The sequence below is a fragment of the Streptomyces sp. NPDC041784 genome, assembly GCF_055591025.1.
This window is the reverse complement of record NZ_JBVJAB010000004.1, coordinates 90,308-108,845: the sequence shown is the minus strand read 5'-3', so window position 1 is coordinate 108,845 and position 18,538 is coordinate 90,308. Positions and strand designations below refer to the sequence as shown.

Annotated in this window: 16 protein-coding genes; 13 read left to right on the top strand and 3 right to left on the bottom strand. The window is 72.1% G+C overall.

All coding sequences use genetic code 11. The annotated features are described in order from the left end of the window. Positions 1-21: 21 nt before the first annotated feature. Positions 22-2,070, bottom strand: a complete 2,049-nt coding sequence (locus ACZ6D7_RS09900; protein ID WP_469486364.1) for an SMI1/KNR4 family protein — start codon at positions 2,068-2,070, stop codon at positions 22-24. A 78-nt stretch (positions 2,071-2,148) separates the two neighbouring features. Between ACZ6D7_RS09900 and ACZ6D7_RS09895 the strand changes: the two genes are divergently transcribed. The 8 genes from ACZ6D7_RS09895 (at position 2,149) to ACZ6D7_RS09860 (ending at position 13,321) form a co-directional block, all read left to right on the top strand. Beyond that, on the top strand, positions 2,149-2,568 hold the full coding sequence (locus ACZ6D7_RS09895) for a DUF6336 family protein (RefSeq protein ID WP_469486361.1): 420 nt from the start codon (positions 2,149-2,151) through the stop codon (positions 2,566-2,568). Then, on the top strand, positions 2,550-2,828 hold the full coding sequence (locus tag ACZ6D7_RS09890; protein WP_469487909.1) for a DUF397 domain-containing protein: 279 nt from the start codon (positions 2,550-2,552) through the stop codon (positions 2,826-2,828). Before ACZ6D7_RS09895 ends, ACZ6D7_RS09890 begins: the two co-directional genes overlap by 19 nt. Before the next feature lie 164 nt (positions 2,829-2,992). Next, the gene (locus tag ACZ6D7_RS09885) at positions 2,993-4,189 is read left to right on the top strand and encodes an MFS transporter (RefSeq protein ID WP_469486357.1); all 1,197 of its coding nucleotides are present in this window, start codon (positions 2,993-2,995) and stop codon (positions 4,187-4,189) included. A 283-nt stretch (positions 4,190-4,472) separates the two neighbouring features. Next, complete coding sequence (locus ACZ6D7_RS09880; protein ID WP_469486354.1) at positions 4,473-6,254, top strand: glycoside hydrolase family 35 protein; 1,782 nt, start codon at positions 4,473-4,475, stop codon at positions 6,252-6,254. Further along, positions 6,254-8,764, top strand: a complete 2,511-nt coding sequence (locus ACZ6D7_RS09875; RefSeq protein WP_469486351.1) for a beta-galactosidase — start codon at positions 6,254-6,256, stop codon at positions 8,762-8,764. The genes ACZ6D7_RS09880 and ACZ6D7_RS09875 overlap by 1 nt, the downstream gene beginning before the upstream one ends. Before the next feature lie 188 nt (positions 8,765-8,952). Next, the gene (locus tag ACZ6D7_RS09870; protein ID WP_469486348.1) at positions 8,953-10,074 is read left to right on the top strand and encodes a LacI family DNA-binding transcriptional regulator; all 1,122 of its coding nucleotides are present in this window, start codon (positions 8,953-8,955) and stop codon (positions 10,072-10,074) included. 149 nt (positions 10,075-10,223) lie between these two features. Next, positions 10,224-11,489, top strand: coding sequence for an aldehyde dehydrogenase family protein (locus ACZ6D7_RS09865; protein WP_469486343.1), 1,266 nt, complete (start codon positions 10,224-10,226; stop codon positions 11,487-11,489). After that, on the top strand, positions 11,486-13,321 hold the full coding sequence (locus tag ACZ6D7_RS09860; RefSeq protein WP_469486338.1) for a thiamine pyrophosphate-binding protein: 1,836 nt from the start codon (positions 11,486-11,488) through the stop codon (positions 13,319-13,321). The genes ACZ6D7_RS09865 and ACZ6D7_RS09860 overlap by 4 nt, the downstream gene beginning before the upstream one ends. Before the next feature lie 36 nt (positions 13,322-13,357). On the opposite strand, the gene ACZ6D7_RS09855 is transcribed toward ACZ6D7_RS09860, so the two are convergent. Next, complete coding sequence (locus ACZ6D7_RS09855; RefSeq protein WP_469486335.1) at positions 13,358-14,026, bottom strand: DUF899 domain-containing protein; 669 nt, start codon at positions 14,024-14,026, stop codon at positions 13,358-13,360. Positions 14,027-14,191: 165 nt separating this feature from the next. Here ACZ6D7_RS09855 and ACZ6D7_RS09850 point away from each other — a divergent pair, with 165 nt between their 5' ends. The 4 genes from ACZ6D7_RS09850 (at position 14,192) to ACZ6D7_RS09835 (ending at position 16,982) form a co-directional block, all read left to right on the top strand. Further along, complete coding sequence (locus ACZ6D7_RS09850) at positions 14,192-14,809, top strand: hypothetical protein (protein ID WP_469486333.1); 618 nt, start codon at positions 14,192-14,194, stop codon at positions 14,807-14,809. 15 nt (positions 14,810-14,824) lie between these two features. Further along, positions 14,825-15,109: a DUF7336 domain-containing protein gene (locus ACZ6D7_RS09845; RefSeq protein WP_469486330.1), complete on the top strand. Its 285-nt coding sequence runs from the start codon at positions 14,825-14,827 to the stop codon at positions 15,107-15,109. Between the two features lie 290 nt (positions 15,110-15,399). Further along, complete coding sequence (locus ACZ6D7_RS09840) at positions 15,400-16,734, top strand: S8 family peptidase (RefSeq protein WP_469486327.1); 1,335 nt, start codon at positions 15,400-15,402, stop codon at positions 16,732-16,734. Beyond that, a complete protein-coding gene (locus ACZ6D7_RS09835) occupies positions 16,731-16,982 on the top strand; it encodes a hypothetical protein (RefSeq protein WP_469486324.1) in 252 nt (83 codons plus the stop codon). Before ACZ6D7_RS09840 ends, ACZ6D7_RS09835 begins: the two co-directional genes overlap by 4 nt. A 5-nt stretch (positions 16,983-16,987) precedes the next feature. Here the strand turns inward: ACZ6D7_RS09835 and ACZ6D7_RS09830 are convergent, their stop codons facing one another. After that, the gene (locus ACZ6D7_RS09830) at positions 16,988-17,662 is read right to left on the bottom strand and encodes a hypothetical protein (protein WP_469487907.1); all 675 of its coding nucleotides are present in this window, start codon (positions 17,660-17,662) and stop codon (positions 16,988-16,990) included. Positions 17,663-17,891: 229 nt separating this feature from the next. On the opposite strand from ACZ6D7_RS09830, the gene ACZ6D7_RS09825 reads away from it, so the two are divergent. Next, positions 17,892-18,176, top strand: a complete 285-nt coding sequence (locus tag ACZ6D7_RS09825; RefSeq protein WP_469486320.1) for a hypothetical protein — start codon at positions 17,892-17,894, stop codon at positions 18,174-18,176. Positions 18,177-18,538 lie beyond the last annotated feature (362 nt).

Here is an 18,538-nt window from a genome sequence, read left to right as displayed (position 1 = left end):
CCCGTGCCCGTTACGACACCGTCAGTGCGTTCCCGGCGTCATCCCCGTCCCCGTTCCCGGCCCCCTCTCACCACTCGGCCGGGATCGTATGAAGCGCAGGACGGCGACCCGTTCGCCAGGTTCCGGTGGCCGCGTCCACGACCGCGTCGTGAAGGTGTGCGTGCGTCCCTTGGTCAGGGCGAACCGGGGCAGCCCGACACCGAACTCGTCCGACATGGCGTCCAGGAACCCCGCTTCACCGGACCCGCCGGACCCACCCGACCCGCCGGACCCACCCGACCCGCCGGACCCACCCGACCTGCCGGACCCGCCGGATCTACGTCCCCCGAAGAAGCGCTCCGGATCGAGCGATTCGGGTATGTCGCCCCGCCGCTCGGCCGCCCCGTCCTCCCGGACGGTGAACGCGTACCGCTCCTCGCCGTCCTGCGCGACGGAGAGGTGAAACACCCCCGGCTGTCCCGGGCGCAGGGCGGGAGCGCTCCACACCACCACAGCCCGGCCCACAGGCCGGTCCACCGCCCGGTTCGCCTCCCGCCCGCCCCGCGAGGCGGCGACGGCGGGCGACACGAACCGCGGCGCGTTGAACGGCTGCGGCCGGTCGTCGAAGGCGAAGCTCCAGTCGGCTCCGGCCAGCCCGACCGCCACCTTCGCTCGGTCCTCCCATTCCGCGGCCTCCTGGCCGGCACCGCGAAGCGACCCGAACTGCGCCTCGAACCGGCTCTCCGGTCCCCGCAGTTCACCGTCAACCCCCACCAGTGCGGGAAGCTCGTCCGGCCGGACGCCCTCGACGAGGAGGAACCGGTACCCCGTCCGGAGGTCATCGGCGCCCGCCTCGGCCAGCCATGACAAACCCGGCGGGTCGATGTCGGCCGCAGGCACGGGAGCCTCCCCTTTCTCTCCGGCCCGTGGAGTCGCCAGCAATTCCCGCCCCCGGTCCCGTACACCGCACACCGGACCGAGGATCGGATCCGCGAGCAAGCCGACCGGCGCCAGCTGCTCCGGCCCCCGGGGCCGCCACTGCGGCAGCGCGGCCCGCAGGATGCGCCATGCCTCGTCCGTCCGCCCCCACCGCGCCTGCTCCCGCGCCTCCTCCACGGCCCGCCCGAACGCCCCACCGGGCGCATACCGGAACGTCCCCGCCCGCATCTGCTCGACCAGTGCCCTGCCCAACTCCTCCACGGACGCGTCCGCATCGACCAGCCACAGGCCGCCGCCGCTCCGCCCGTGGTCCCGCACGTGGTCGGCCGCGAGCACGGGCAGCAGCTCGGGCGCGTACAGCGGATCGCAGGCGAGCAGACCGAAGTCGGCTCGGTAGGGGTACCCCGAGAGCCGACGGATCTGGTCGTGCAGCCCCCGCGCCCGCGGTCTGCCGTACGCCATCGCCTTCGCCAGCACCGCCTCCGCGCGCTCGTACCGCCCACGCAGCGCGTCGAGCCGGGCCTCCTCCACCGAGGCGTCCAACGCGCGCGTCGTGTCGTTGACGAACGCGGTCCCCAGATCGCCCGCCCGCAGACTGTGGAACTCCGTGTGCATGGCCTCCATGAACTCCCGGAAGGAGTCGTAACGCTCGGGCGGCGCGGCACGCCAGGACGCCCAGACGTAGACGGCCCACTCACCGGAGTCGTCCACGTCCCCCGGATCCATCAGCACGTACGTCGCGTCCGACTCCGCGTCCAACTGCAGCGCCCGCTCCCACATCCCCGCGCGCAGTACCTCCTCCGGCGTGGAGTCCTCGTTCAGCTCCTCCCGGTCCCACTGCCCGAGCCCAGCCTCGTCCTCATGCCAACGGACCTGCCCGGTCCCGGCGAGCACCCAGACGAACCCCCCGGCGTGCCGCCACCCGTCGCTCACCTCCAGAAAGGCTCGGTAGGAAGGCGGTAACCGACTCCCGAGCCCCTCCTCGACGGCAGCGATCCGCTGCTCGTCCGCCCCCTCGAACCCCAGCCACCGCTCCCGCCGAAGCCCCTCGTCCCCCTCCCCGAGCGATTCCTCGGGCTTCCGCGCATCGGCCCACTCCCCGCTCCAACGCACCAGGAACTCACGCCAGTCGAACCCACCCGTCACGGCCATGTCCCCATGCTGACACCAGCCACTGACAACGCGAGGGCACCGACCGGGGACGGTATCCAAGACCGATAGGTTGCCGGAATGCCCGCCAAGTCCCCGGCACGCGAGCCCGAAGTGCACGAGCCCAGACTGCGCCTGGGCCGGATCATCCTGCGCGGCTTCCTCTACGGCCTCGCGACGGTCCCCATCCTCCTCGGCGTCACCCTGTGCATCAGGGACCACGAGTCCCGCCGCGCATTCCTCGGCCTCACGGGCGGCCTGGCCGCCTCCGGCGCACTGGTGGCCCTCCTGTTCGGCGCGTCCCTCTGGAAAACCCTCGACGGCGACATCCGCCGCCTCCGCGACTGGCGCACCATCGAGGGCCAGACCGACAGCTACGCCGTAGCCGTCCCCCTCCTCATCCGCACCGGCGCCTTCGCCCTGGCCCTCTCCCCAGCAGCCTTCACCCTCCAGTCCCTGGTGACCGACGCAACGCCCACCACCTGGCTGCACAGCCGCTGAGCCGCCAGCGGGGCGCGGTCACCGAGGCCCGGCCTGCTTGCCTGCGCTTCTCGCCATCCACGCCTGACAGCACCAACGAGCCAGAAGGCCGACGCCGAGCGAGACAAGGACAGCACCCCAATGAGGGCGGCGAGTGCCTGGAGGCCGCCACCGCACCCGGCGCCATCCACATCCGCGACTCCAAGGCCCCCACCCGCGCCCAACTGGCCTTCGCGGCCTCACGGTGGGCCCCGTTCGTACGGTTCGCGGCCCAGGGCTGATCACACGCAGCCGGCGTTGCGCCGGGGTGGCCGACAAGGGTCCACCCCGGCGCTCACTGTTTCCGGGGCCCTTGACGCGCTGAATGTTACCGGTAACATCGACGCCCGTCGGAGCTTCACCACCCGTACCCACACCGTCGTGGGCCGTCCGCCCTGGAGTCCGCGTGACCGACCAGCCCCTGGCCCAGCGCGCCCCGGCGCCACCGGCACCGTCGGACAGCCCGCTCTTCACCGCCCCTGCCGTGGCCGCCTCCTGCATGGGCTTCGTCCTGATCGGCGCACTCCAGGCCCTTTACGGCCCCGCCATCCCGGCTCTGCGCGCGGAGTTCGGCCTCTCGCCCTCCACCGCGGGACTCGCCCTGAGCGCCCACTTCGTCGGCGGGGTGGCCGGCGTCCTCCTCTTCGACCGCCGCTACGGCCGCACGGGCAACCGCCACATCCTCGGCACCTCGTACCTCCTCATGGCCGCCGGCGCCGCAGGCTTCGCCCTCGCCCCGAACTGGCCCCTCGCCCTCACCGCCGCCCTCCTCGCCGGCCTCGGCTTCGGCGGCATCGACTACGGCCTCAACCAGCTCTTCGCCGTCGGCTTCGGCCACCGTTCCACCGCGCTGCTCAACATCCTCAACGCCCACTTCGGCATCGGCGCGATCCTCGGCCCCGCCCTGATCGGCGCGGTCGGCGCCGACCACTACCCGGCGATCTTCCTGGCCTTCGCCCTGGCCAACCTCCCTCTCCTCCTCTGCCTCCGAGGCGTACGCAACCACACGCCACAACCCGCAAAGGGCTCCCGGAGCGACACCCCCGCCACCCACGCCCTGCGCTCGGTACTGGCCGTCTTCGTGGTCCTCTACGTCCTGCACGTAGGCATCGAGGCAGGCGTGGGCGGCTGGGAACCCACCCACCTCGAAACGGCCGGCTACACCGCGGGTCTCGCCGCCACCGCCACCTCCGTCTACTGGCTGATGATGACCGTGGGCCGCTTCCTCATCGTCCCCCTCGCCCTGCGCTTCTCGCCCCAGGCCATCATCACGGTCTCCTGCGCCGGCATGACGGCCTGCCTCCTCCTGGCCGCCGTACCCGACCTGGCCCCCTACGCCTACGCGGGCGTAGGCCTCTTCATCGCACCGATCTTCCCGACCGGCCTCCCCTGGCTCCACCGCGCCGCCCCTCGAGCCCGCCGCGCCGGCGCCCTGGTCATCGCCGCCTCCATGGTCGGCGGCGTCGCGGCCGGCCCGGCCCTCGGCAAGGTCATCGAGTGGTCGAGCGTCACCGCCGTACCCCTCCTCCTGGCGGCCGTCTCCGCCGTATGCCTGGCCGCAACGCGATGGCTGATCCGCGCGACCCGCACCACGACCGGATGACCGCCGCGCCACGACGCGCCCGCGGCCGCCCTACCACGGGAGCGGGTCGTGGCGGTGCGGCGCAGCCCGTCGCGTAGCTCGTCACTGCCCCGTTCGACTGTGGCAGCGGGCAGCAGTACGCCCAACGCGCGACGGGCTCGCCGCACCGCCACGACCCCGACCCACCGACGGCACCGAGCGCGACGGCCCGCCACCCACCTCGCACGCACCCACCTCGCACCCCCCCACCTCGCACGCACCCACCCCGCACGCACCCCCCGCACTCACCCGAAGGGACCGCCCCATGCCCGCCTTGACGACGACACAAGACGGCTTCCTCCTCCACGGTGCCCCGTTCCGCATCATCTCCGGCGCCCTCCACTACTTCCGCGTCCACCCCGACCAATGGCCCGACCGCCTCCGCAAGGCCCGCCTGATGGGCCTGAACACCGTCGAGACGTACATCCCCTGGAACCTCCACCAGCCCACCCCGGACACCCCCGACACCCCCGTCACCCTCGACCTCGACGGCCTCCTCGACCTCCCCCGCTTCCTCCGCCTGGCCGCCGCCGAAGGCCTCCACGTCCTCCTCCGCCCCGGCCCGTACATCTGCGCCGAGTGGGACGGCGGCGGCCTCCCGTACTGGCTCACCACCGACCCCACGATCCGCCTGCGCACCAGCGACCCCCGCTTCACCGACGCCGTGGACCGCTACCTCGATCACCTCCTCCCCCCGCTCCTGCCCCACATGGCGGCGGCGGGCGGCCCGGTCATCGCCGTCCAGGTGGAGAACGAGTACGGCGCCTACGGCGACGACATCGCCTACCTCAAGCACATGGAGTCCGCCCTCCGCTCCCGCGGCGTCGAGGAACTCCTCTTCACCTGCGACCAGACCGCCGGCGACCACCTCAAGAACGGCAGCCTCCCCGGCGTCCTCGCCACCGGCACCTTCGGCAGCCGCGTCGACCGCAACCTGGCCCGCCTGCGCGAGCACCAGCCCCAAGGCCCTCTGATGTGCGCGGAGTTCTGGATCGGCTGGTTCGACCACTGGGGAGGCCCGCACCACGGCCGGGACGCCGCCGACGCGGCCGCCGACCTGGACCGCCTGCTCGCCGCGGGCGCCTCCGTCAACATCTACATGTTCCACGGCGGCACCAACTTCGGCTTCACCAACGGCGCCAACCACCACCACGCCTACGTCCCCACGATCACCTCGTACGACTACGACGCCCCGCTCACCGAGAGCGGCGACCCGGGCCCGAAGTACCACGCGTTCCGCGAGGTGATAGCCCGGCACGCCCCGGTACCGGCCGACCCACCCCCCGCCCCCGCACCCAAACTTCCGCTCGCCACAGTGGAGTTGACCGCCAGCTCCCCCCTCCTTCAGAACCTCGGCACCGCGGTCCGCTCCGCCGACCCCCTCACGGCCGACGAGCTGGGCCAACGAGCCGGATACGTCCACTACCGCGCCACCCTCCCCCTCCTCCCCCTCCCGGGACCCGGCCTGCTGCACTTCGAGTCCGGAGTGGGCGACCGAGCGCAGGTGTTCGTCGACGGCGCCCCCGCGGGCGTCCTCGAACGCGAGCGCTACGACGAGACCCTGCCCATCCACGTCCCCCGCCCGGGCGCGGTCCTGGACGTCCTGGTCGAGAACCTGGGCCGGGTCAACTACGGCCCCCGCATCGGCGTCCCCAAGGGCCTCCTGGGCCCGGTCACCCTCGACGGCGAGCCCTTGCGGAACTGGGACTGCCACGCCCTGCCGTTGGACACCCCACCGGACCCGACCGCCTTCACCCCAGCCGAGGGGGCCGGTTCCGCCGAACCGTCCTTCCACCACGGCACGTTCGAGGTGGCCGACCCCGCCGACACCTTCCTCTTCCTCCCCGGCTGGTCCAAGGGCCAGGCATGGATCAACGGCTTCCCCCTCGGCCGCTACTGGAACCGAGGCCCCCAGCGCACCCTCTACGTCCCGGCCCCCGTCCTGCGCCCCGGCACCAACGACCTCGTCCTCCTGGAACTCCACGGCACGACCACCCCGTACGCCCACCTCACCGACACGCCCGACCTCGGCCCGGAGCCGTCCTGATGCACCACCACCTCCACGTGCCCACCCCCTCCGCGCCCCCGCACCGCGGCCACCTCCCCTTCGCCGACGCCCCCACCGCTCCCGACCCCATCGAGGTGACCAGCCGCTGGCTCACCCGGGGCGGCCGCCCGTGGTTCCCGGTGTCGGGCGAGTTCCACTACTCCCGCCACCCGGCCCGGCACTGGGAGGAGGAGCTGCTGAAGATGAAGGCGGCCGGCGTGACGGCGGTCGCCTCCTACCTCATCTGGATCCACCACGAGGAGACCGAGGGCCGCATCCGCTTCGACGGCGACCGCGACCTGCGCCGATTCGCCCGACTCTGCGCCCGCCACGGCGTGGACTTCATCCCCAGGATCGGCCCGTGGTGCCACGCGGAGGTCCGCAACGGCGGCCTCCCGGACTGGGTGCTGACCCGCACCACCGCGACCCGCACGGACGACCCGGCGTACCTCGCCGCCGTACGTCCATGGTTCGCGGCGATCGCGGCCCAACTGGCGGGCCTGGAACGGGCGAACGGCGGCCCGGTCGTCGCCGTCCAGATCGAGAACGAGCTGTACGACCGCCCGGACCACCTGCTGACACTGAAGCGCATGGCCCAGGAGGCCGGCCTGACGGCACCGCTGTGGACGTCGACGGCCTGGGGCGGGGTCCAGCTCCCGGGCGACGAACTCCTCCCGCTCTACGGCGGCTACCCGGAGGCGTTCTGGACGGAGGCGGACACCGGCTGGCCGGACACCTGCCGCAAGCACTTCTTCTTCACCCACCAGCGCGACGACGAGGGCATCGGCGCCGACCTTCGCCCGGCCACCGTACGCGGCACGGATCCCGAGCCCCACGCGGACCGCTTCCCCTGGGCCACCTGCGAGCTGGGCGGCGGCATGGCGGTGGCGTACCACCGCCGCCCCCGGGTCGACGCGGCCGACATCGGCGCCCTCGGCCTCACCAAGATCGGCTGCGGCTCGGTCTGGCAGGGCTACTACATGTTCCACGGGGGCACGAACCCCAGGGGCGACCTGTCCACGCTCCAGGAGTCCCACGCCACCGACTACCCCAACGACCTCCCCGTCCTGACGTACGACTTCCAGGCGCCGCTCGGCGAGTACGGCCAGTACCGCCCGTCGTACGACGAACTCCGCCTCCAGCACCTGATGCTGGCGGACTTCGGTGCGACGCTGGCCCCGATGGAGTCGGCGCTGCCGGGGGCGGGGCCGCGCGATCAGTACGACCGCGACACCCTGCGTTGGGCGGTCCGCACGGACGGCCGGGGCGCCGGTTTCCTCTTCGTCACCAACCACCAGCCGCACGAGCCCCTCCCGCACCACCCGGGGACGAGCTTCACGGTGGAGTTCCCGGAGAGCGCACCGCTGACCCTGCCCAGCACGCCGGTCACGGTCCCTTCGGGTGCCTACTTCTGCTGGCCCCTGCGCCTGGAGGTGGCGGGCCTGCGCCTGGACTGGGCGACGGCCCAACCGATCTGCACGGTCACCGACCCCGCCCCCGACCCCGCCCCCGACCCCGACCCCGACCCCGCCCCCGAAACCGGAGCCGGAGCCGGAGCCGCCCGCACGGTCCTCGTCCTGGCGGCAACGGACGGCATCGCACCGGAACTGGCCCTGGACGCAAGCACGGTGAGGTCGATCGTCACCCCGGAGGGCGCACGGACCACCACCACCGACGACCGCATCCTGATCACGGACGTGCGCCCGGGCACGGACGCGCTGGTGGAGGTGGAAGTGGAGGTCGAGGCGGCCGCAGAGTCGGCGGACGAGAGCGGTGGTGGCGCAGGCACCCCCCGAACCGTCGCCCTCCTCGTCCTGGACGCGGCAACGGCCCGTACCGCGTACCGGGGCAGGGCCTGGGGCGCGCAACGCCTTGTCCTGTCGTCCGCCGGGGTGGTCTTCGACGAGCCGGCGGACGAGGTACGACTCCACACCCGCACCCCAGCCGAGCCCACGTCCCTCTCCGTCCTCCCGGCCCCGCCGGTCCCCCCGACGGCACCCGGCGCGCAGCTGAAGGAGAGCAGGGACGGCGCCCTGACCCGCTACACCCTGCTTCCGGACACCGCGGACCCGGAGGAACCGCCCACGACCACTCTCCCCTTCACCCTCCTCCGCAGGCCGGGCCCACCCCCCACCCCCGAGACGGGCCCCCTGAACCGCGCGAGTGCCCCCGCGGACCACCACTACGACACCACCGCGGCGGTCTACCGAGTGGACCTCCCGCCCGCCACCACCCCTGAAAGCACCCTCCTGCGCCTCCACTGGACCGGTGACACGGCACGGGCCTACATCGGGGACGACCTGGTGGCCGACCAGTTCTTCACGGGCCGCCCGTGGGACATCGCCCTGGACCGCCTCCCCCCGGGCGCGCCGCTGACGGTGAAGATCCTGCCCCTGGCCGCCGAGGCGAAGGTCCACATCGCGGGGGAGAGGCCGGCGCCCGGCGTGGCGGAGATCCGGTCGGCGGAGTTCGTGACGAGCCAGAGGTGGACCCTGACACCCACCCACTGACCTCGGCCCGCGTCCTCCTGTCCTGCCCCTCCTGCCCTGCCCCCTCCTGCACCCTGTCTCCTCGTCCTCCCTGCCCCTCTCCGGCCCCTCTCCGGCGCCTCCCGGCCCCACCCGGCCTATCCTGTGGTGGCCCGCCGGGAGGGCAGGGCACGGCAGAAGACACAGGCCGAGGGAAGAAGAGCCCCACGATGACCCCAAGCGCCGCCGACGGCCCGGCGACCAAGGGCCGCAGCCGCCGCAACTTCGCGGGCGCCCGTCCCGTGATGGACGACGTGGCGAAGCTGGCCGGTGTCTCCAAGCAGACGGTCTCGCGGGTGCTGAACGACAACCCGGCCGTCCGCGCCGAGACCCGCGAGGCGGTCCGGACGGCGATGCGGACCCTCGGCTACCGCCCCAGCCGCAGCGCCCGCTCGCTGGCCAGCGGCCGTACCCGCATGCTCGGCGTGATCTCCTTCGACGCGGCCCGCTACGGCCCCGCCTCCACCCTCACCGCGATCAACGCCGCGGCGCAGGAGGCGGGTTACCTGCTCAGCTCGATCGCCCTGGACACGGCGGACAAGGACACGGTGCTCCAGGCGGCGGACCGGCTGGCGGCGGAGGGGGCGGACGGCGTGATCGCCATCGCCCCGCAGCTGTGGGTGGCCAGGGCCCTCGCGGAGGCCCACCTGGACATGCCGCTGGTCGTCATGGACAACGACCTCGGCGACGGCACCCCCGTGGTCACCTCCGACGCCCGCACCGGCGCCCGCAAGGCCACCCGTCACCTCCTCTCCCTCGGCCACCCCACCGTCCGGCACGTGGCGGGCCCGACCGGCTGGACGTCGGCGGACCGCCGAGCGGAGAGCTGGCGGGACACGCTCAAGGCGGCCGGCGCCGAGATCCCGGCCCCCCTGATCGGCGACTGGAGCGCCGACTCCGGCTACGACCTGGGCCGCGAGCTGGCGAAGGACCCCACCGTCACCGCGATCTTCGCGTCGAACGACCAGATGGCCCTGGGCGTGCTGCGTGCCCTGCACGAGGCGGGACGCAGGGTCCCCGAGGACGTCAGCGTGGTCGGTTACGACGACATCCCGGAGGCCGCCCACTTCCTCCCGCCGCTCACCACCGTCCGTACGGACTTCACGGACATCGGCACCCGTTCCCTGCACGTCCTGCTGAACCGCATCGACGACGCGTCCCCGCCCGCGCCGCCCCTCACCCTCGTACCCGTCGAACTGCGCGTCCGCCACAGCACCCACCCGGCCGGCACCCACCCGGCCGGCACCCACCCGGCCGGCACCCACCGGGCCGGCACCCACCGGGCCGACTGACGCCCTTCGAACGCCTGTCTGTCCGCCTGCTCGGCACCGGCGCGTGCGTGGACCCCGCACCTGTCGGGTACATCACGCCCACGGCACACCCCCACGGCATAACCACCGGATACCCGAGGCAAGCACGCCATCCGAGGCCAGGAGGAACCATGCCCGAGCCGCACCTCGTGGACCAGGCGAACCAGGCGCATCAAATGAACCGGGCGAACCGGGCGAACCAGTCTGACCAGGCGACGGCCGTCCTGCGCCGCAACCGCACCGAGCTCCTCGCCGCGCTGGAGTCCGTCACCACGAAGGCGGCCGCCACCGCCGAGTTCGACAGCTCCCTCGCCGCGCTGCGCGGCGCGCGGGCCGAGACGGACACCCATCGCCCGCGCACCATCACGGAACTGGGCGTCTTCCTCCCCTCCAACAACATCCTGTACTCGTACGTCCTCTTCGGCCTGATACCGAGCCGGTTCGCGGAGCACATCGTGATGCGGCCGTCCCGCAGGGTGGGGGAGGAGTCGAGGGAGATCCACCGCATCATCACCTCCGACCCCGCCTTCCGCGACCACAGCCCCATCGAACTGACCGACTTGACGCAACGACAGTTCATCGCGAGGTGCGCCACATCGGACGCGGTGGTCTTCAACGGCCGCCCGGAGAACGCCCAGGACGTCGGCGGACGCCTGCCGCCCCGCGCCCTCCTCCTCGCCTTCGGCTCCGGCCCGAACCCGATCGTCATCGGCCCGGACGCCGAACTGCGCACCGCCGCCCGGGACATCGTCCGCACCCGCACCCACAACTCCGGCCAGGACTGCCTCTGCCCGGACGTCGTCTTCGCCCATGACACCATCGCGGACGACCTCCTGACGGCCCTGCGTGAAGCGCTCCGCGCGGTACCGGTCGGCCCGCTGACCGACCCGGCCACGACGGTGGGCCCCCTGTGCTACCCGGACGCCGTACACCAGGCGGCCGCCTTCCTCGAAGCCCACCACGACCGCGTCAGGGAGGGCGGACGCGTCGACCACCGCGCCGGCCTCATCACCCCCACCCTCCTCGACCTCGCCTGGGACGACTCCTTCTTACCCCCCGAATTCTTCGCCCCCGTCGTCTGCGTGATGCGCTACACCACCGCCGCGGACGTCCTGCGCTGGCTGCACACCCCGGCGGAACGCCGCAGAGGCATGTACGTCTCGGTGTACGGCGAGCCGGCGATCCGGCCCGGAACCGCGGCGGGGGAGGACCGGATCGCCACCAGCGTGGCCCTGGACTCCCGCACCGCCCTGGACGCGGAGAACGGCAACGAACCCCTCGGCGGCTACGGCCCGGACGCCGGCCACGTACGCACCCACGGCACCGTCACGGCCCGCCCCCTCCTGCTCTCGGCCGAGTTGGGCAGGCCCCGCACCGAGGAAGGAGCCGAGGCATGAGCGGCACAGTGCCCTCGTACGGCGACGACTGCTGGGACACCGTCGCCCACACCCTCGCCCACTCCGGCGTACGCCACGTCTTCGGCCTCCCCTCCGACGAACCGGGCCTGCTGGACGCGGCGTCGGCCGTCCCCGGCCTCGACGTCACGGTCATCGGCGACCAGCGCACCGCCGCCTGCGCGGCCACCGGCTACGCCCTCACCGCCCGCGAACCCGCCGTCCTGGCCCTCAACTCCGGCCCCAGCTTCACCAACGCGCTGGCCGGTCTGCTGGAGGCGTCCTCCCTCGCCGTACCCCTGGTGGTGATCACGACCGCCGTCCCGAGGGAGAACATCGGCCGCGGGGCGTTCCAGTACGTCGACCAGCTCGCCATGATCGACCGCCTGGCGGCGTGGACCCACCGCGTGGACCACCCCGACCAGATCGCCTGGGCCGTCCGCCAGGCCGTGCACAGGGCGGTGAACGGCCGCCCGGACCTGACCGTGCTGGAGATCGCGGACGAACTGACGAGCGCGGAGCGGGAGCCGGAGCGGGAGCCGAAGCCGGGGCGGGAGCTGAAGCCGGGGCGGGAGCTGAAGCCGGGGCTGGAGCCGGGGCCGGGGCTGGGGCCGGAGGCGCCGGAACCACAGCCCGCCCCCGCCCCCGCCTCTGCCCCCGCCCCCGCCCCCGCCCCTGCCCCCGTCTCCTCCCCCTCCCCACCACCACCCCCCGTACACCGCCTCCGCTCCCTCCCACCCCCCACGGACCTGGACGAGGCGGCCGAAACCCTGCGCGGGGCCCATCGCCCCCTGATCGTGGCCGGTGGCGGCACCCGCTGGCCGCACGACATCGAGGGCGTGGAGGAGCTGGCCGACCTCCTGGAAGCCCCCGTCTTCACCACGGCGGCCGGCCGCGGCGCCGTGGACGAACGCCACCCGCGCTCCTTCGGCCTCCTGGGCCTGTACACCACACCCCCGGCGACGGACCTCCTCGACGCGGCCGACACGATCCTCCTCCTCGGCACCCGACTGGAGGAGACGGCCCGCATGGGCTGGACGTCCTGGCGGACGACCCCGGTGATCCAGGTGGACACCTCGCCGGCGGCCTTCGGCGAGGGCTGCCCGGTGGCCCACCCCCTGCTGGGCGACGCGCAGCTGGTCGTGAACGAGCTGACCACCCGGCTGCGCGGCACCACCCGCCGCGCGGAAACCTGGACGGCCCTGCAACGTCAGATCGCCGGAGCCCAACAGGCCCACCAGCAGGCGGACTTCACCACCTCACCCGTGAGAGCCACCCTCCACCAGCTCTCCCGAACCCTCGGCCCGCACACCCTCCTGGTCCAGGAGAACGGCCTGCACGACATCTGGACCTACCACTACCCGGTCCTCACGGTCGCCCACGGCGCCCGCCCGGTCTGCCCCGGCGAACAGACGATGATGGGCTTCGGCCTGGGCGCCTCCATCGGCGCCGCCCTGGCCCGCCCTCGGGAACCCGTCGTCCTGGTCACCGGCGACAGCGCGCTCCGCCTCGGCATCGGCGCCCTGGACGCCCTCCGCCACCATGCCCTCGGCGTGATCGTCATCGTCCTCGACAATCAGGGCTTCGGCTGGCCCCGCCGTCTGCGCGCGGGCACGCAGGGCCCCCACGTCAGCACGACCTGGGACCCCGACGCCCCCGCCGACCACCTCGCCCGCGCCTTCGGCGGCCACGGCACGACGGTCCACGACGAGGAGTCCCTCACCACAGCCCTCCACGAGGCCGAAGCACGCGCCCGCGACGGCCGCTTCTCACTGATCAGGGTCCCGGTCCCCGACGGAGACGTACCCGTGGGCATCGAGGCGGCGGGCTACTGACGGCAGGCGGCCGAACCCTGTAGAGCACCGCCCGCCTCACGGACGCCCGTACGCGTCATGCCAGCTCCACCACTCATAGGGCGGGGTCTGCGGATACCCCTCGGGCGAGTCCTCCCACTCCTCCTGCCGCCCGAGGGCGGTCATGTCGAGGTAGCTCCAGGTGCTGCCCAGCGCCTCGTCGCCACGGGCGTTGATGAAGTACGTACGGAAGACCCGGTCGTCGTCCCGGATGAAGGCGTTCGTACCGTGCCACTCGTCCACCCCGAAGTCGGCGTCGAAGCCGTCGGTGAGCGTGTACCAGGGCATCGACCAGCCCATCCGCGCCTTCACCCGCTCGATGTCCGCCTGCGGCGCCCGCGAGGCGAAGACGAGGGTGGTGTCCCGGGCGTGCAGATGAGCGAGGTGCCCCACATGGTCGGCCACCATCGAACACCCCACACACGCGTGCTCGGGCCATCCGGTCACCCCGGGCTCGAAGAAGGCCCGGTAGACGACCAACTGCCGCCGCCCCTCGAACAACCCCACCAGGTCCACCCCACCGCCGGGCCCCTCGAACGCGTACCCCTTCTCCACCTCCACCCACGGCATCCGCCGCCGCTCCGCGGCCAGCGCGTCCCGCTCCCGCGTCAGCCGCTTCTCCTTCACCAGCATCCGCTCCCGAGCGGCCTCCCACTCCTGCGCCGAGACAACCGACGGCATCTCCATACCGACCTCACCTCCGGTCCCGTCCGGTCCCCTCCCTCCAGGGTCGACCGCGGGACCCCGGAACGCACGCTCGGCCCTCGGCAAGGTTCCGCACCTGGTCCGCGTTCCGCACCTGGTTGGCGTTCCGGACCTGGTGCGCGAGATCGCTCTGGCTACCATCCGCTCATGAACACTCCTGGTCAGGTGCTCGATCTCCAGCGGTTCACCGTCAAGGTGAAGCGGTGGCTCGCCGGTGCGGCGACGGGAATCTGGCTGCTGCTCCTGCTCGTGGTGATCCCCGAGACCTGGAAGCTCCTCGACCGCGCCGCCCTGCTCGGTGCGAAAGCCACCAGCGGCACGCCGTCCGCGGCGGCCGGAGACGCGGCGTACACGAAGCTGTTCACGGCGGCCTACCTCGGTTCGATCTCACCGGCGATCGTCGCCGTGCTGATCTACCTGCTGTGGCGCACGCGGCACACGGTGCAGGAGCGCTTCCCCACCCTCCTGCTCCTCACTCTCGCAGGCCTGGCGACCTGCCAGGCGGCGTCCCTGACGGCCGCGTGGGGCGACCAGTACACCGGGGCGGCGATCGGCGAGGAACTGGAAGGCGCCGGCATCAGCCTGTGGGGGCGCGACGCCATAGAACGCGGGTGGTACGTGGGTTACGCGGCGTTGGTCGCGGGCGCGGCGGCGCTGTCGTTCTCCTTCTCCCGGCAGCCCCGGCACCAGATTCCGTGGGTCCTGGGCCTGATGCCGTTCGCCGTAGGGGTTCCGTGGGTGCTGCTCGCGGGCCCGTACCTCTGACGTAACCTCCCGCGCATGACGGTCTACCTGCTCTGGCACATAGGGCACCAGAACGAAGCCGGCGCCGATGGGGGCACCGTGCACGTCGACGGCGAGACGGTGTACGTCGACGAGCAGGACGGCGACGACGTCAAGCTCCTCGGCGTCTACTCCACCCTGGACAAGGCGCAGGAGCGCATGCGCCGGGCGAGGCTCCTGCCCGGCTTCTCCGGCGAGCCGGACTGTTTCGTCGTGGACGAGCACACACTCGACGAGGACGAGTGGACCGAGGGGTTCGCGCGCGTCCACCCGGAGCGCTAGGCAGGGGCGACTCGAGAGCGTCGCGCATGGTGGCTCTGTGTTGCGTACCCGTGCACCCAGTGCGACCGTGGTGAGTGAGGGGACGATGCCGTCGGCCTTGCAGGCGATGGCGGCACGTGCCGATACACGGCCCACCCGCGCGCCCCGACATCTCCGGTACCCCCGGTATCTCCGGCATCCCCGAAACCCCCGACATCCCTGGCCCCTGCCACTCGGCGGATCGGCGCGCGTCCATGAACTGGGGAAAGCCTGAGGAAACCGGCGGAAACGCACAGAAGGCGGAAAACATCATGGTGAACGGACCTATGGAGAGGCGCGGCTATGGCGCGCGGCCCGAGCGGTCCTCCGACCACCTCACGGGACCGAGCACGGAGTACACCGGTCGGTACGTGATCCTCCTCGACCCGCGTGAGCAGGACAACGGCCTGAACGCACTGCGTTCCGCGGCCGACATCAAGCCCGTGGAACGGGTCCGAGGAGCCGAGGCCGCGCACGTCGCCGAACTCCTCGAGAGCCCCGAGGTGTCGGTGCTCTTCGAAGACCTGGCCGCCGCCGTCGTCGAAGTACGGCCCGAGCAGCGCCACGCGCTGGTGACCACGGCCGAGGCGGAAGGCTCGATCCTCGCCGCCGAACCGGAGCGCTGGGTCTACGCCTCGCCGGTCACCGCCCCGCAACAGGCGCCGACCGAGTTCTACCCGGCGTACCGCAGTGACGAGAGCGTGCTCGCCCGCCACTCCCAGACCGAAACCGCCGCGTCCCTGGGTGCGGCCTGGGACGAGCAGCTCATGACCTGGGGCCTCCAGGCGACCAGGGCCAACATCTCCGGCCTGACCGGACGAGGAGTGAAGATCGCCGTACTCGACACCGGCGTGGACACCGACCATCCGGACCTGGCCGGACGCATCGACGAGGCGGTCTCCTTCGTACTCGGTGAGAGCGTCGAGGACGTCGACGGCCACGGTACGCACTGCATCGGCACGGCCGCCGGCCCGGCCAACCCCCAGCAGAAGCCCCGCTACGGCGTGGCGACCGAGGCACGCATCCTCGCCGGCAAGGTGCTCGACAACTCCGGCTTCGGCACGGACGGCCAGATCCTGGCGGGCCTGGCCTGGGCGATCGACCGTGGCGCACGGGTCGTCTCCATGTCGTTCGGTGCTCCGGTCCTGGAGGGTGAGCTCTTCCCGCAGACGTACGAGATCGTGGCCAAGCGTGCCCTCGAACGCGGCACGGTGCTCGTCGCCGCGGCGGGCAACAGCAGCCGGCGGCCCGGCTTCGTGGCCCCCGTCGAGCGCCCCGCCAACTGCCCCTCCATCCTTGCCGTGGCCTCGCTCGACAAGGCCCTGAAGACGGCGGCCAGTTCCTGCGGAGGCATCAACGGCCAGGGTGGCGAGGTCAACATCGCGGCTCCCGGCAAGTTCGTGCACTCGGCGGCCCCTGGCGGCGGCTACGCGACGATGTCGGGCACCAGCATGGCGGCGCCGCACGTCGCGGGTGTCCTCGCCCTGCTCATCCAGGCCAACCCCCACGCCTCCGCGGCCGAGCTCACGGCCATGCTGCTGTCCAGCGCCTTCCCGCTGACGCAACCCGCCCGGGATGTCGGCGCGGGCATGCTCCAGGCCCCGTGACCGAGCCGTCCCGGTCCGAGCCGGTCGGGGTCATCCTCGCGGTCGACCCCGCCCGGTTCACCGAAGTCGTCGACGCCCTACGGCGGGCCGGCCTGACGGTCACTGCCGAACAGCCCACCCTCGGCACACTCTCCGGAACCGTCCCGGAGCACCGGATACCAGCCTTGCAGGCCCTCGACGGCGTCGATTCCCTCGACCGGGAACAGACCATCCACCTCCACCCACCCGACTCTCCGCCCCCATGCTGAACGTCTCAACTCGTCGCCCAGCCGATCTCCGCAACGTCCTGCGCGAGGTCGGCCAGGGCGATTTCCGGGTTCAACGCGCTGACCATGTCTTCGGTCAGAGGACGCGAGGAAAAGATGTGACGAACGGCCCTCAAGTCGACAGGGACCCCGTAGTAGTCCTCGGCCCATTGCTGAAACGCTTCTGGTGAGCGATCCACCCATAGTCGGAAGAGGTACCCGGCGCCGTCCGGATCTTCCGTTGCCGTGCTGGGAAAATCGATCGATCCGGCTTTCCAGCCGCCGTCGCCCGTCTCTCGCCACATACACGCAGTGACGAGAGGAATTCCGTCCTCATCCGAGAAGGCGGGCTCCTCGACGTACGGCCTGAAGACGTCGGGAACCTCATCGAGCACTCCGGGCCACGGCCCGTCCTCTGCGGAGGATGCGTAGGGGCTCATCGGTGATTCGTGATCGAACCCACGGACGTAGGCTCCGGCGGCGGAGAAGACGATCGAGTACTCGTCGCCCGATCCGTTCCGCATCGAGGCCATCGACTCGTTCTCGGACCAGTGGTCGTTGAAGGAGTGGTAGCGGTCCGCCCACTCGGGGCTGAGGACTGCTTCCAGGATGGCCATGGAACGGCAGTGCTCACGGAGGACGGCTGTCTCGGGCAGTCGCCGAGCAACATCATGAACGGTCACCCGCTCATCCAAGCGCACACCTTTGACACGTCCGGTGACACGTCTGGTGACACGTCCGGTGACACGTCCGGTTCCGGCGGGGCAGTGTGTCCGGGACGGAAGCCGCCGTTCGGATCGCCCAAGGCGGCTCTTCAGGTGATTGCCGGATGTCTCGTGAGCCAGGCAGTTGTCGCAGGGGTACGACGTCTCAGCAGAGGACGATCCCAGAACCCCCGTGAGGAGCTTGGCGATGTACGCAGCGGTCCGACGGTACGAAGGGGTGACCGATCCGGCCGAGGCGGGACGCGTCGTGAACGAGGGGTTCGTGCCGCTCATGCGCCAGGTCCCCGGCTTCGTGGCCTACTACTGGGTCGATGCCGGGGACGGAGTGATGATCTCGACCAGCGTCTTCCGGGACCGGGCCGGTGCGGAGGAATCGATCGCGAGAGCGGCGGACTTCGTACGGGACAACCTTGCGTCCCTGCTCCCCAACCCTCCCCAGGTCACGGCCGGAGAAGTCCTGGCATCTGCATGACAGCCTTCGGGGCGGCCACATGAGCCGGCCGGCCTCCAAGGGGCGGTGATCCGCGGCACTGCGGCATTGCGGCATTGCGGCACTGTGGCCGCCCGCGCCGAGGACCCGGCGGAACTCGACGCCATGCTTCCTCGACGTCGCCCGCGCGCAAGTGAGCGCCGGCGAGGACCGGCCTGGGCGGTCCCGACTCGCACGTCGGCCGAGTGGGTTTATCCCGACTGTGCACGTATACCCGACCGTGCACGTATATGCGTGTCCGTTCTCTTGACACCCCGCTGGAGGACCGGCATCCACCGCCGACCTCATGGGTGAAGTCGTCGCCGATGCACTGCGCCGCGCCGCGCCCTGACCTGAGCCGATGT